Genomic DNA, 13,556 nt, shown 5'->3' on the forward strand with positions numbered 1-13,556 from the left:
CCGCAGCCTCCTTTATTCTGTACCGGGTAAATACGTAGCCAGACCTCTGCCCACCAGATTAGGCGAGACTGGCTTCCGGCCGAGGTCCCTTGACCAGATGGAGAGCTGGCCGATGTGATGAATCTCATGCGCGGCAACATGGCGCATCACTTCGCCCCATCTATGCTGGATAACCTGCCCATCCGGCTTATCCTCCCTTAGAATCCTCCGTTCCAATCCCTCATTCCAAGCCACTACGAAGGACTCCACCTCCGGCCGGAAGCGTGCGTCCACCTCTCTGATTTTCTGCAAAGTATTGTACTCCGTGAAGTCTAATCGGATATCCGGCTTCCCTTCCATATCCCGGACCCAGCTTAATTCCACATCCACTATATGCACCAGCGTCTGCAGGATTCCGCCCACTCCGCCAATGCGTGTCTTCACCAGCTCTTCTTCCGGCAGCTCCCCGCACCATTGATACCATTCCTCGCGGACCTGCCAGTTATAACGAAATAAGGTTTGCATGGTTGTCCTCCTTAGATTTGAACTCAAAGCTTGGTCGTCGCTGCGGTGAACATTTGGACTGCTGGCCGCTGTTGCTGATTAAACCGCTGCTATATAAAATGCACTTAAGATCTGAACTCCAACCTTGGTCGTCGCTGCGGTGAACATTTGGCCCTCCGGCCGCTGTTGTGTTTGAATTTCTTCATTTTTAACCGCTATTAGCGGTGGAAATCCAAACACAAAGGCGGACGCTATCGCTCCTACAGTTCCAAATTTCCCCTCCGCTTCTTTATGCTTTTTGTTAATTTCATTAGTGCTTCTTATATACCTTAGCCTTTCTTGCGCCGGATGCTATAGAATCTCATCGCTGTGGGAACGCCCTTGATCTCCAGTACCCCGCTGTAGATCAACTCCCTCACCCTATGCTCGAAATAAGTATCACCGACATACTGCTCACAGTATCCGATCGCCTCTCCAACTAGCCGTGCTGATTTCAGGAACCCGTCTTCTCCTGGCGGGGGTGTCAGTGAATCCAGCTTTTCCAGCAGATAGCCATCATAATAATCGGCAGGCACCTCCAGCAAGGCGTCCTCTTGCCAGATTCGCAGAGCCCCGGACTGCTCTGCAATCTGCTGCCATTCCCGGGCCAGCCGCATGATATCCGCAGCAGTCAGCCTGCTGCCGTCATTAATCCGCAAAAGTGCTTCCCGGAGCTTGTCTGACGGAATCTCACCGGAATGACAGTAGTTAATGAAAGCATCCGGCCGGTTGAACAGCTCCTCACAGATGGCCCCGGCATCAAGCACTACAATCTCATTCTGTCTGTTCGCCAGCAAATGGACCGTAAGACGCAGCCCTGCCTGCTCGGATGCATTGCCACTGGTCCAGATTATAATCTTGGCCTGTGCAGAAATCTGCTCCAGATTGTCTAGCAGCTCCGTATACTCTTCTTCACAATCATATGAGACATTATAGTTTTCCGTTATATTTTGGCGGAACCAGTCGCTGCGCAGTTTCCTCCCTACTGGCGTATCCAACTGCTCCAGCGGACCTATAGCATAATTCTCCCGCAGGATAATCAGCTTATGTGTGTCCGTCCAGCCCACTCCTTTCATTGCCTGCTTCATGCTGCCCCCGAAGGAGTCGCCGCAGAGGAGGTGAATGTGGGTATCCTTCAAATAGATTCACCTCTGATTCAAAATCGAAATTGAAATTAATTTCCGGAACGGTCGAGCAGGCGCCCTTTTACAAGTAAATAAGCTGGAGTACTCGGTGTTTCGGTTTTAACGGTAACCTCAATCGTTCCATCCTTACGCACAGCCGGTCTTTCCCGTTCCTGCGGCGGCAATTGAATTAGTTCATCATAAAGTATATACGCGGCAACATCCGCCGCCCCTTCAGGTACATCCTTACCTGTTATATTCTTCGCCTTCACCGTGAAGCTGCCTTTTGCAGGGTCAAAGGTGTAAGAAACTGGCCGGAACGCATCGTTGCTAATGATCTTCCCCGGTGGGGAAGTGAAGGGTCCGTTCTCATTGTCCTCTAAAGAAAGCTTGATGATATCCGTCTGCATCAGGGTTTCACCCGTCAGAGTGTATAGTTGATTCGCCTGATCCCATTTGCTCACAATACCCAGACGTCCGGCCAGCACACTGACCGGGATGAACATTGAATTCTGCTCCATCACCGGAACCGTATCCATCGATCCGGCAACCCCGTTAACCGACACAGATTTGGAACCAATGGTGAACTTAACCGTTACACTATCCTTTTCGATGGCAGCCGTTCTAGCCTTGGCATCATAGCTGACCTTCGCCCCCATCAGCTCGCTAATGGAGCGAAGCGGGATCATCGTCCGGTAGTTGGAATCCACATATGGCGCCTTTGGTGCTGTATAGAGCACATAATAATCGTTGATTTTCAGAAGCGCAGGGTATTTCTTAGCCGCCGCCTCTACCTTCCCCGGATTCACACCCGTCAACATGGCGAAGCTCAATCCCGCAGCCAGTAAGGCTGTCCACACTTTTTTACCTGTCTTCATCCCAAAATCCTCTCTTTCCCTCTATTTCATATATTTTTATCATCTTTCTTATTACTCCAAATCCCCTCATCAGTTGCGCGTCTCTAGTAAAATTTAACAACCCTCACAGGGAAGCAGTGTCTTTTCGTGACATGCTCTTTCTCAGCTTGAACATGTAGAAGGCGTTTGAATACTTTCTTGATATATTTATAATTAAAATGAAGTTATTGCAAAGGAGATTAGTGTTATGAGCTATGATATACATATTACAAGAGCAAGTCATTGGACAGAGAGCACGGAGTTCCCCATTTCACTTGACGAGTTAAAGGCTATATTTTCGGCTAAAAATGATTTTGAGTATTCGAATACATTCACAATATCTGGTCCATTTCAAATATCAATAAGTGGTGATTTTTTTATATGGAAGGTTGATGATGTAACGGTTCCTTTTCATTATTCTAATGGTAGACTTACAGTTTCCGGAGCCGATGAAGGCAATGTGATTGATAAGATAAGGGAGATTGCAATTGAACTTAATGCCAAAGTACAAGGGGATGAAGGAGAATTATACTAAGGATATTATTTATTCATGAAGTGGAGCATCGGAAATGGTGTCGAACTGGAGGAGAATGCACGGTGGAAGCAAAACCCATGAATCTGATCCAAAAGGAACTTTTAAGACTCGAAGAGAAGTTACTCACACCGGAGGTCCGAACATCAGTTACAAAACTCTCTAACTTGCTGGCAGAGGATTTCTTCGAAATTGGAAGCTCGGGGCAGGTTTGGCGTATAAAAGATGGGATAGACGTGATTGGCATAGGTGTTGTCAGAATGCAACTAAGTGATTTTGAAGTTCATCCATTATCTGAAAATATCATTTTAACAACTTATAAAATATTCAATGAAGACAAAAAGCAGCATTCTTTGCGCAGTTCCATATGGAAATATGAACATTCGAAATGGAAAATGGTGTTTCATCAAGGAACACCAACCGCATAAGTCCAAACGATCCCTGGAGCCTCGACTATTCCCAAAGTAAGCCTGACAATATGCTGCACCGATAATCAGGCTACGGTAACTACCGGATGATATGCTATCTTACGAAAGGAGGGATTGCCGTGGAGTGGCTGGAGCGAATGAATCGGGCGATCGGTTATATTGAAGATAACCTGGAACAAGATATTGATTACGATCAAATCGCTAAAATTGCCTTATGTTCGGTTTACCAGTTTCAACGCATGTTCTCATTTGTACTTGATGTCCCGTTATCCGAATATATCAGGCGCAGAAGGCTGACGCTGGCTGCATTCGATTTGAAGAACAGGCAGAACACTGTGATGAACATAGCCTTGAAGTACAGATATGAATCACCGGAAGCCTTCTCCCGGGCATTTCACAATCTGCATGGAATGACGCCTACATTAGCGCGCAATGCCGGAAGTGAGTTAAGAGCCTATCCGCGCATCTCCTTTCAAATTATCTTAAAGGGAGTGACCGGAATGAATTACCGGATGGAGAAACGGGATGCTTTTCAAGTGTATGGACTGGAGGATATCTACCAGTACGACACTATTGCGAATGAAGCGGGCGTAACGATCCCGGAGGTTTGGCAAAATATCTGCAAGAATGGTGAGTTCGAACGTTTAGCCCAATCGGTAAGCGGGGCTTGGAGAGACGAAGGCAATTTCAGCAAGGAACTTGGAGCAGTCTTTGCATTCGATGCTTACACCTTCACAAGCAACTCGACCTTCCCTTATCTAATCGGGTGCTACAGAGCGCCAGGCAGCCAGGTGAACGGATACACTGTTGTTGATGTTCCCGCATCTACATGGGCCGTATTCTCAACACTCCATGATGGGAACGGCAGCGGAAAGTATGACTTGCGGTCTTTGAAGAATCGAATCTTCTCAGAATGGCTGCCAACCTCAACTTATACGATTCTAGATGGCGGCAATTTCGAGATGTATGGTACAAGCGCAGATGGCACTGAATATTGCGAGCTATGGTATAGAGTCGGGGAATAGTATGGAAAAGCGTGGTGTCCGGAATGTCCGATCACCGCGCTTTTGGTCAGAACTTAATGTTGAACACTCATCTCTGATTTAGAATTCATTCTATATAAAATGAGCGTAGCGATTATAGCAATCGCAACCCCAACAGCACCAATCCATGTAATCGATGCAAGCGAGACCGTTTCAATCGCTACCCCGCCTATACCAGCACCTGCTGCCATAGATAGTTGCATCATCGACTGATTAAGACCAAGCATAACACCCGATGCTTCGGGTTCAATTGTCGTTAAATGATATTGCTGCGTTGGACCAGAGGACCATGCGGAGAAGGACCACAACAATAGCACAACCATTACACCAATGAGTGTATTCGTTACTAAAGACAATAGGATCAGCATTACAATATGGAGTATCAATCCGCTGAATAAGGTTCGGTTAACCCCCCACCGGTCCGAGCTGAAGCCACCGATTTTGGAGCCTATCATGCTGGCTATACCAAATATAAGCAGAGCTCCGCTGAGATATTTATCACTTATGCCCGATACTCCAAGCAAATACGGTGAAAGATACGTATATGCTACCGAATATCCGCCAAGCCAAAAGAAGGTAATCGCTAATCCCAATGCGACCTTAGGCTTTTTTAGCAAACGTAATTGTTGGCGTAATGGAATAGGTTCATCTCCCTTAACACGCGGGATGGCGAAAGAAAGGATGACCATTGCGATAATACCTAGAAGGGCAATTCCCCCGAACACAGATTTCCAGCCAAGCGTATCCGCTGCAATGCGCCCAAGAGGTACGCCAATAATTAAGGATGCTGTAAAGCCCATTACGACTGTTGCAATCGCGCTTGCTTGTTTCCCCTCAGGCGCAATTTTCGCTGCAATGTTTAAGGCGGTAACAACTACTACACCTGCACCCATGGCCATAATGATGCGGGCTACCACAAACAATCCATACCCGGGCAAAAGAACGGCGAGAACATTAGATACCACAAACAAACCTAGACCCAGCATAATTAATTTCCGCCTGTCCATACTTGCGGTTACAGCCATAAGAATAGGAGTAAATATAGCGTAGACCAGCGAAAAAATCGTAATTAATTGCCCGGCGGCAGCAACTGAAACACCAAGAGAAATGGATACCTTATCTAGAATGCCAGACAGAATATACTCGGACGTCCCTACCAAAAAACTAACAATGGCTAAAATATATACCTTCCAGCTTAGCGACATAAAATGATACAGCTCCTTTGATTATTTTTGAATATACAATTCACGAATTATCGATACGATAACAAAAAAGACATATCGCGAATTGTCGATACATAATGCCAAGATAAAGCTGAATTCTGGGTAAAGAACTCAGTGTTATCTCTCTTACATATCTGTCATCGTATACTGCGCTAACTGACGTATGGCTTCCTCGTCTCTCTGATAATACGTAAATTTGCCAATACGTTTTGTGGTGATTAGCCCTGCCCGCTGCAACATCGTAAGATATTGAGAAGCCGTGGACTGAGTCATGTTCAGCTTGTCGGTTATTTGACTTACACAAACCCCGATCTCCTCCATATCTACTCCTTCATGGGGTTTGAAATGAACGTATGGCTCTTTGAGCCATTGTAAGATCTGTAACCTGGATTCATTCGACAAAGCCTTAAACACATCAATTGGATTCATAATTTTTATTATATCGATGATTTGCGATATGTCAATACGGAAGCTTTAGGTTAATGAATGAAGCTGCGTTTGTAGCGAACATTCAGCGATAGTTGTATTCTGTACACTTAAAACATCAGAAAAAGTAAGCATATTCCTTCTAACTGTAGTCTGTACAACTAAATTTGCCCGAACCGGCAAGAACTCAGGTACAGCAGCACTTTAATTGCACGAAATACAGCTAAACGCACAATCGTCGGTATATCAGACAATATAGATGTACAGAGTACAATTAAGCATCCGCCTTTGCCTTTGCCTTTTTCTTTGCCTTTGCCTTTTTCTTTGCCTTTATCCTTTCCCCCTGCCCTACCCCCACAGTAAGTGAACTTGAGCTTCCCCCTTTTGGGAGGAGTGGCGGAGGGGATGTTTGGAACTGTAGGAGCGGCAGCGTCCGCCTTTAGATTTGGATTTCTACCGCAGACTATGCGGCTTAAATCAGGAAATCCAAATCTAACAGCGGCCGAAAGTCCAAACAATCCCTGGAGCCACGACTATTCCCAAAGTAAGGTCAACTCAAGTTTACTTCACCGACCCAATCATCCCCGCCACAAACTGCTTCTGCATCACGAAGAACACCAGCGCCGTCGGGATCGTGCCGATTACAATCGCAATCATAATCATCCCGTAGTCCGGGGCGTAGCCTGAGCCGAGGGTGGAGATGAGCAGCGGCATGGTCTTGGTCTGCGGCGTCTGCAATACGATCAGCGGCCAGAGATAGTTGTTCCAGCTCGACATGAACGTAATGATCGCTCCGGCGGCGTAAGTCGTCTTCATCGTCGGCAGATAGATACGCAGGAAGATGCCCAGCTCGCTAAGCCCATCCATCCGCCCGGCCTCCAGCAGCTCCTTCGGGAACATCTTCGTACTCTGGCGGAAAAAGAAAATCAGGAAAGCGGTAGTCACGGTAGGCAGAATGACCGAGGTCATCGTATCAATGCCCATCCATGGAAAGACGTTCGAGATCTGGCCGAACATCCGGTATAGCGGGATCATCAGCGCGGCGAACGGAATCATCATCGACAGCAGCAGAATGTTGAATACGATATCCTTCGAGCGGCTGCGGAAGACCTCGAAGCCGTAACCGGCCAGTGAGGCAATCAGCAGCGCCAGCAGCGTGGTGGTTACCGAGATTTTCGCTGAATTCATCAGGGATAACTGCAGGTCCGTAGTGTCCAGCAGCTTGCGCAGATTCTCCAGCAGATGATTGCCCGGCAGCAGACGCCCGCGGGTGACATCCACCGACTGGTTCGTCGAGCTGACGACCATCCACAGGAATGGAAAGATTGAGACAATGGCCGCGATGCTGAGGAACAGATACATGAAGAAACGTTTACTTTTAGCCATTCTTATCACCTGCCACTTTGAACTGGATGACCGACAGCAGTGCGATCATAATGACAATCGAATACGATACGGTGGCTGCATAGCCGAAGTCTGCTGCATATTTGAACGATAAATTGTAGATGTACTGGGAGATCGTCTGGGTCGCGTTGCCCGGGCCGCCCTTCGTAATATTCATGACCTCGTCGAACAATTGCAGAGTCCCGATGGTTGAGGTAATCGAGGTGAACAGGATGATCGGCTTCAGCAGCGGGACCGTAATTCCGAAGAACTGGCGGGAAGCTGAAGCTCCGTCAATCCGGGCGGCCTCGTAGATGGAGTGATCGATATTTTGCAGGGCGGACAGGTAAAAAATCATATTGTAGCCCGTCCAGCGCCAAGTGATCGCTATGATAATGGTGATTTTGGCCCAGAACGGATCGGTGATCCATTCAATCGGGCTACTAACCAGATGAAGCTTCAGCAGCATCGTATTCACCAGGCCATTGCCGGAGAACAAATACTTGAATACCACAGAATACGCAACTAGTGAAGTGACACAGGGCAGGAAGATCGCCGTGCGGAAGAATCCTTTGAACCTCAGCTTGCTGTCATTCAGCAGCACCGAGATAAACAGCGCGAGGATGATCATCAGCGGCACTTGAACCAGCAGATAGATGAAGGTGTTCTTAACCGATACAATGAATGTTTTGTCAGACAGAAGCCGTGAATAGTTATCGAAGCCGGTGAAGGTAAGATTGCTGCCCGTTCCCGTCTGGAACGACAGAATGAGTGCTTTAAGCATCGGATAGAAATAGAAGACGAAGATCAGAATGACCGCAAGCAGGACGAAGGACCATCCGGTCAACACACTTTTGGTGCGGAATCTAAGTTTGGAATTGGTTTGATGCACAGCTGCCCAGTCCTTTCCTTATCATTTAAAATAAACCCCGGGCACAGCCCGCCCCCTGAACTCCCGGAAGCTGCAGGCCACGCCCAAGGTCACTGTATGAGAACTAACTATTTAATCTGTGACTCGGCTTGGGCCTGGGCATCGCTCAGCACACTGTCAATATCCTTGCCGTTCAGATAATTCTGCATCTCTACAATCAGGATGTCTTCAATCGCATACGTGTTGATTCCATAATTGACGCTTGGGATCTGCTCCGTCCAGGCGGCGAAATCCGCTACAACCTTCTGGCCGCTGAAGAATTCATTAGCCTGGCTGTAAGCCTCTCCGCCCGCAGCCGCTTTGAAGGTACCAATGACACCGATGTCCGTGAGCAGCTTCTGGTACATTTCCACATTCGAGCCGAAGGTCTTCGCCATGAAATCTGCTGCCGTCTCCTTACCGTCCACATTCATGACATACCATGAGCTTCCGCCCAGGTTCGAGGCATGAACGGATTTGTTCACAGTCAGCTTCGGAAGCGGTGCGATGCCCCACTTGCCGGATTGTGACGCTTCCGCCGTAATCGAAGGGGTGATCCAGTTGCCTGTCGGCACGGAGGCTACATCGCCGCTGTTCAGGGCGGCTACGAACTGGCTCCAGTCTGCATGCACCTTGGCTACGTTCGATTCGGTAAGCTCCTTATAGGTTTCAAAAGCTTCCTTAAGCGGTGCATTCCCCGCGATATTCGGCGTCTTGCCGTCTTCCTTCAGGTACCACTCGCCTGCGGATTGAATCATCACCCGGATCAGTCCGAGGTCGTTCGGGTCCAGCGTAATCAGCGCTTTGCCGGTTTTCTCTTTCACCGCTTTGCCGATTTCAATATATTGCTTCCAGTCGATATCCTGCAGATCAGCCAGCTTGTAGCCTGCCTGCTCCAGATAGTCGGTTCTGAGATAGAGACCGGTAACGCCGGAGTCAAAAGGAATCCCGTACTGCTTGCCGTCCAGGCTGGTAGGACCGCTTTTGTAATCCGCGAAGTCAGCGCCCTTGATCGAGCTGCTCAGATCGTAGAAGGAATCCTTGTACGATTGCAGGAAGCTCTGGGAACGGTAGTCTTCAATCAGCACGATATTCGGCAGACCCTTGGTAGTCCCGGAATTCAGTCCCGTGTTCAGCTTCTGGATAATATCCGCCTGTGCATATTCCACAATGTTAATTTTCACATCCGGGTTGGTCTTGGCATATTCTGCTTTGGCCACTTCCAGTGCGGCAATGTTGAATGCTGGGTCCCAAGCCCAAATGGTAACTTCCTTCGCCTGTGCAGGCTCTGTAGCTGCTGTATTCTCTGTCTTTCCCGTGTCCGCAGCGGTATTGCCGGAATTCTTGGACCCGGAATTAGAGCTGCAGGCCGTAAGCAGTAGCAGGCAAATCAGGACTAACGCAAAGCCTTTTTTCATTGGTAAGCCTCCCCTTTGATGCGCTTTACTGTATCTCGCTTGAATGTAAGCGCTTATTTATTACATAAGTAATCTTATCACCCGCTCCGGGCGACCCGTTAGAACTTACTTTATGGGGATTGGTCATTTTATCGCCTGATTGTAAGCGCTACCTTATTAGGTATTTGTTCTTTTTTTGGAAAATGGTAATAATCTCACTTCTTCATCAGCGGCAGGCGGATTCGGATGGCAGTCCCCTCCCCCGGCGCACTCTTTATGGTGACTCCATATTCTTCGCCGTACATCAGCACCAGCCGGTCATGCACATTGCGGATACCGATTCCGGTGAACAGCTGGCGCTTTTCCGCAAGGCTCGACATGGGCAGATCTGCTGCTCCGGTATCCATCCCGTCCCCGTTGTCCACCACCTCGCAGAGCAGAGAACCGGCATCCTGAGAGATTAGGATATGAATATATCCGCCGTTTTTGCGCGTAAACGCATGGAAGAAGGCATTCTCAATGAACGGCTGAATAATCAGTTTCGGCAGATGACAGTCCATACAATCCGGGGAGACGAAGAAATTCACCCTGATCTGTTCGCCGTACCGCACATGGTTGATGAACACATAGGATTTCAGATTCTCCAGCTCCTGCGTCACCGTAATGCTCTCACTGACATTGCTTAGCGCATTCTGAAGCATCGAGATCAGGGCATGAATTGTATGCACCGCCTTCTCCTGACTGCCCTGCTGCACCAGAAATTTCACCGAGGCCAGCGTATTGTACAGAAAATGCGGGTTAATCTGATGCTGCAACGCCGCAAGCTCGGCATTCCGCTGCTCCTGCTGCGTCTCCACCAGCTTCTCGACATATTCATTCAGCTCGTCCAGCATATAGTTATAGGCATGCCCCAGCTCCTGAAATTCAAAGCTCCCCGTAACCGTAATGTAATTGTGGAAGTTACGCTCGGTAATCTTGGACATCTGCCGGGTAAGCAGCGTGAGCGAGCGGGTCAGCCTTCTGAAGATCAGGAACACCACGATCAGGGCCACAGCCACGATAACTGAGCAGAACAGCACGACCATTTTACCGTTGACCATCTGGCCGAGGGCCGTCTGCTTATCGATCAGGTTCACAATATAGAAGTCATAAGACGGCAGGTAATCCGCAATCAGAATCGAATCGGTGCCCTGGAAATCGGTGTTCTGGTAAGCAAGCTGCTGCTCGTCAATCTCCTTCGCCCCCTGCAACAGATCCCCCGCCTGCTGGCCCATCAGATCACTGCGGTTGCTGGACACAATCACCCCCTGCTTATTCAGGATCACCACATCGTTCCCGGTACTGACAAAGCTCCCGTAGAAGGAGCGGAAATCCTTTTCATGAATGGTGAAAAAAAGCGTCCCGTAGATATCGCCCGTTGTCCGGTCCATCAGCGCTTTGCTGCCTACAATCACCGCTTCCTTCTGCGCCGAATCCGGCATCGTCTCCTCATAGAACTGGTACATCAGCCGTTTCGGCTCGGCCAGCGTATTCCGTGTCAGCTCGTGCTCCTGCAGCTCCCGGTCACTCATCAGCAGATTGTTCGTGTTGGTGGAGTAGCTGCGGCCGTTTTTGCCCATGATTTTGACCCCGACCTGATAGGCATCGAGTGTGGACTGAATCTTCTTCATCTGTGTGGTCATGTTGTAATAGGTCCGCAGCATCCGCACGGAATCCGAGTCCTCCTCGCTCAGGAAGGAACGGATCGTGCCGCTCAGTTGGGTATTATTGGTAGCTGTAACGATCGAGTAATGAAAAGCTTCAAAGCTCGCCTTAATCTGGCTGATCACCTTGGAATTCGTAATGCTGAACGTATTCATGAACAGCTTCTCCGACATACGGACGGTCGTCCAGGAGGAAGCGATGGCTACGGCGATGATGCTGATCAGCATGACAATGAAGATTTTGATGAATAGGCTGTGAAATTTGAACCGCTCCCAGTATCTGCGCATACGCTCTACTCCTGCCCGTAATGCTGACGCCGGTAGCCGCTCGGGGACAGGCCGTGATACCTCTTGAACACTTTGCAAAAATAGCTGTGATCCCCGTATCCGACCATACTGCTAATCTCCGCTATGGGTGCCTCCCCGGCCCGCAGCAGCTCTGCCGCCTTGCCCGTACGGACTGTGTTAAGATGCTCCTTGAAGCCCTCGTGATTGTAGGTCGTGAACAGGCTCGACAGATACGATGGGTTGAAATGAAAATGACGGGCCAGCTCCGTAAGGGTTAACGGCTCAGCATAATGCTCCTCTATGTACTGAAGCAGCTTCGTCATATTGGCATTGCCGCCCGGTGCAGGCGCTGCCGATGCAGTCAGCTCCATGATCCGGGTCAGGTATTCTTCCAGGATCTGCATGGCCTGCTCGGCAGTGCCCGCTTCATCGATGGCCCGGAAAAGGCCGTATTTCCCCTCCTCCAGCTCCTGCAGATGGCTGAACTGATTCGTAATATTGAAAATGATATTCCCCAGGAACGACTTGAACTGATACACATCCCCGTCATTCTGGCGGCTAAGCGCTTCCACATGCTGGTGCAGTTCACCGAACGCTTCTTCCAGTTGCTGACGCTTCAACTGCTCGGTGAATTGCGTCAGATTGAACTTGGGCAACAGTGTCTCCTGCTCAGGCGGAACTCCTTGCACCAGCAGGACCTGATCCGGCCGGAAAAACCGGCACTGCTGTAGTCTCGCATTGCTCTCATGCTGGACGGCCGCCAGCTCGCTGAGCGAACTGAACCTCCGGCTCAGCGTCAGACGAAGCTCCACTTCCTGCCCTCCCATCGTATCGGCCAACCGGTGTACAGCCGCCAGCAGCTGCGGCCAATGGACTTCCTGCAGATTGATCAGCATGAACATAGTGCCCGGCGGCTCTGCGCCTGGAATAACGCACTGCACCCGTCCCGGAACACTCCGGCTTAGTTCACCGGTAACAGCGGTAACCACGGTAGCGGATGCGGCCTCATGTGCATTGGCGGCGTTACTGCTGACCGCGTGAACAGCGGTATGGTTCACGGCGTTATCGCTGCTGACCGCGTTTATGGCGGTATGGTTCATGGCTTTGCCGCCCGGTGCTTGCTGCACCGGTTCCCAGCCCAGCAGCGCGAAGCTGTTGTGCGGAAGCTGCTGCTTCACATACGCTTCGCTCTCCGGCGGCAGCCGGTAACCGGAGAGCATCCGGCCGAGCAGGGTATCCAGCGGCTGCGCTTCTGCCTTCTGTTGTCCCCCGGCGGCACTCAGTCCCGGGATGCGTTCCTGGGTCTTTTTTAACACCTGCAATAAGGCCCCGGCTTCCAGCTTCGGCTTCAAAATATAATCCGCCACCCCATGCTGGAACGTCGATCGCACATAATGAAATTCGCTGAAGCTGCTTAACACAATCACCTCGGTAGCCGGATAATCGCGCTTCACCAGCCGGGTTAGCTCCTCGCCATCCATCACCGGCATCACAATATCCGTAATGATGATATGCGGCTGCAGGGTCTGCAGCGAATTCAGCGCCTCCCGCCCGTTAGCCGCTTCACCCACTATCTGAAATCCTTCCTGTTCCCAGTCCAGCACATATTTAATCCCTTGCCGGACCAGGATTTCATCGTCCACAATCAGCACCTTGCATATTGGATTCATGATTCTCCCCC

13 protein-coding genes are annotated in these 13,556 nt (G+C 49.7%); 3 read left to right on the forward strand and 10 right to left on the reverse strand.

Annotated elements, in window-relative coordinates:
• Nucleotides 1-12 precede the first annotated feature (12 nt).
• The 3 genes from NSS64_RS15790 to NSS64_RS15800 form a co-directional block, all read right to left on the reverse strand.
• Nucleotides 13-504, reverse strand: a complete 492-nt coding sequence (locus tag NSS64_RS15790) for a DinB family protein (protein ID WP_341140722.1) — start codon at nt 502-504, stop codon at nt 13-15.
• Between the two features lie 308 nt (nt 505-812).
• Nucleotides 813-1,661 carry a DUF1835 domain-containing protein gene (locus NSS64_RS15795; protein WP_341140723.1) on the reverse strand — a complete coding sequence of 283 codons (849 nt, stop codon included), beginning with the start codon at nt 1,659-1,661 and terminating at the stop codon, nt 813-815.
• Nucleotides 1,662-1,696: 35 nt separating this feature from the next.
• Nucleotides 1,697-2,524, reverse strand: coding sequence for a copper amine oxidase N-terminal domain-containing protein (locus NSS64_RS15800; protein ID WP_340754224.1), 828 nt, complete (start codon nt 2,522-2,524; stop codon nt 1,697-1,699).
• Between the two features lie 226 nt (nt 2,525-2,750).
• Here NSS64_RS15800 and NSS64_RS15805 point away from each other — a divergent pair, with 226 nt between their 5' ends.
• The 3 genes from NSS64_RS15805 (at nt 2,751) to NSS64_RS15815 (ending at nt 4,527) form a co-directional block, all read left to right on the forward strand.
• Nucleotides 2,751-3,077 carry a hypothetical protein gene (locus NSS64_RS15805; RefSeq protein WP_340941515.1) on the forward strand — a complete coding sequence of 109 codons (327 nt, stop codon included), beginning with the start codon at nt 2,751-2,753 and terminating at the stop codon, nt 3,075-3,077.
• A 77-nt stretch (nt 3,078-3,154) separates the two neighbouring features.
• The gene (locus tag NSS64_RS15810; RefSeq protein ID WP_341142822.1) at nt 3,155-3,502 is read left to right on the forward strand and encodes a nuclear transport factor 2 family protein; all 348 of its coding nucleotides are present in this window, start codon (nt 3,155-3,157) and stop codon (nt 3,500-3,502) included.
• Nucleotides 3,503-3,621: 119 nt separating this feature from the next.
• Nucleotides 3,622-4,527, forward strand: a complete 906-nt coding sequence (locus tag NSS64_RS15815) for an AraC family transcriptional regulator (RefSeq protein ID WP_340941517.1) — start codon at nt 3,622-3,624, stop codon at nt 4,525-4,527.
• 53 nt (nt 4,528-4,580) lie between these two features.
• On the opposite strand, the gene NSS64_RS15820 is transcribed toward NSS64_RS15815, so the two are convergent.
• The 7 genes from NSS64_RS15820 to NSS64_RS15850 all read right to left on the reverse strand — a co-directional run bounded on the left by NSS64_RS15820 (nt 4,581) and on the right by NSS64_RS15850 (nt 13,545).
• Nucleotides 4,581-5,750, reverse strand: a complete 1,170-nt coding sequence (locus tag NSS64_RS15820) for an MFS transporter (RefSeq protein WP_341140724.1) — start codon at nt 5,748-5,750, stop codon at nt 4,581-4,583.
• Between the two features lie 144 nt (nt 5,751-5,894).
• Complete coding sequence (locus NSS64_RS15825; RefSeq protein WP_340754230.1) at nt 5,895-6,197, reverse strand: ArsR/SmtB family transcription factor; 303 nt, start codon at nt 6,195-6,197, stop codon at nt 5,895-5,897.
• Nucleotides 6,198-6,755: 558 nt separating this feature from the next.
• A complete protein-coding gene (locus tag NSS64_RS15830) occupies nt 6,756-7,580 on the reverse strand; it encodes a carbohydrate ABC transporter permease (protein ID WP_341140725.1) in 825 nt (274 codons plus the stop codon).
• On the reverse strand, nt 7,573-8,469 hold the full coding sequence (locus NSS64_RS15835; protein WP_341140726.1) for a carbohydrate ABC transporter permease: 897 nt from the start codon (nt 8,467-8,469) through the stop codon (nt 7,573-7,575). Before NSS64_RS15835 ends, NSS64_RS15830 begins: the two co-directional genes overlap by 8 nt.
• 107 nt (nt 8,470-8,576) lie before the next feature.
• Entirely contained in the window at nt 8,577-9,905 is a 1,329-nt protein-coding gene (locus tag NSS64_RS15840) for an ABC transporter substrate-binding protein (RefSeq protein ID WP_341140727.1), read from the reverse strand.
• Between the two features lie 194 nt (nt 9,906-10,099).
• Nucleotides 10,100-11,875, reverse strand: coding sequence for a sensor histidine kinase (locus NSS64_RS15845; protein ID WP_341140728.1), 1,776 nt, complete (start codon nt 11,873-11,875; stop codon nt 10,100-10,102).
• Nucleotides 11,876-11,880: 5 nt separating this feature from the next.
• Nucleotides 11,881-13,545 (reverse strand): response regulator transcription factor, encoded by a 1,665-nt coding sequence (locus NSS64_RS15850; protein ID WP_341140729.1) that lies wholly within the window; start codon nt 13,543-13,545, stop codon nt 11,881-11,883.
• Nucleotides 13,546-13,556 lie beyond the last annotated feature (11 nt).

The organism is Paenibacillus sp. FSL H8-0122 (assembly GCF_038005345.1).
Classification (GTDB): Bacteria; Bacillota; Bacilli; order Paenibacillales; family Paenibacillaceae; genus Paenibacillus_AQ.

Bases quoted from the DNA above. Each gene is read 5' to 3' on its own strand.
- NSS64_RS15825 (WP_340754230.1), bottom strand. From the start codon at position 6,197: ATGAATCCAATTGATGTGTTTAAGGCTTTGTCGAATGAATCCAGGTTA.
- NSS64_RS15790 (WP_341140722.1), bottom strand. From the start codon at position 504: ATGCAAACCTTATTTCGTTATAACTGGCAGGTCCGCGAGGAATGGTAT.
- NSS64_RS15830 (WP_341140725.1), bottom strand. From the start codon at position 7,580: ATGGCTAAAAGTAAACGTTTCTTCATGTATCTGTTCCTCAGCATCGCG.
- NSS64_RS15845 (WP_341140728.1), bottom strand. From the start codon at position 11,875: ATGCGCAGATACTGGGAGCGGTTCAAATTTCACAGCCTATTCATCAAA.
- NSS64_RS15850 (WP_341140729.1), bottom strand. From the start codon at position 13,545: ATGAATCCAATATGCAAGGTGCTGATTGTGGACGATGAAATCCTGGTC.
- NSS64_RS15810 (WP_341142822.1), top strand. From the start codon at position 3,155: ATGAATCTGATCCAAAAGGAACTTTTAAGACTCGAAGAGAAGTTACTC.
- NSS64_RS15805 (WP_340941515.1), top strand. From the start codon at position 2,751: ATGAGCTATGATATACATATTACAAGAGCAAGTCATTGGACAGAGAGC.
- NSS64_RS15800 (WP_340754224.1), bottom strand. From the start codon at position 2,524: ATGAAGACAGGTAAAAAAGTGTGGACAGCCTTACTGGCTGCGGGATTG.
- NSS64_RS15840 (WP_341140727.1), bottom strand. From the start codon at position 9,905: ATGAAAAAAGGCTTTGCGTTAGTCCTGATTTGCCTGCTACTGCTTACG.
- NSS64_RS15820 (WP_341140724.1), bottom strand. From the start codon at position 5,750: ATGTCGCTAAGCTGGAAGGTATATATTTTAGCCATTGTTAGTTTTTTG.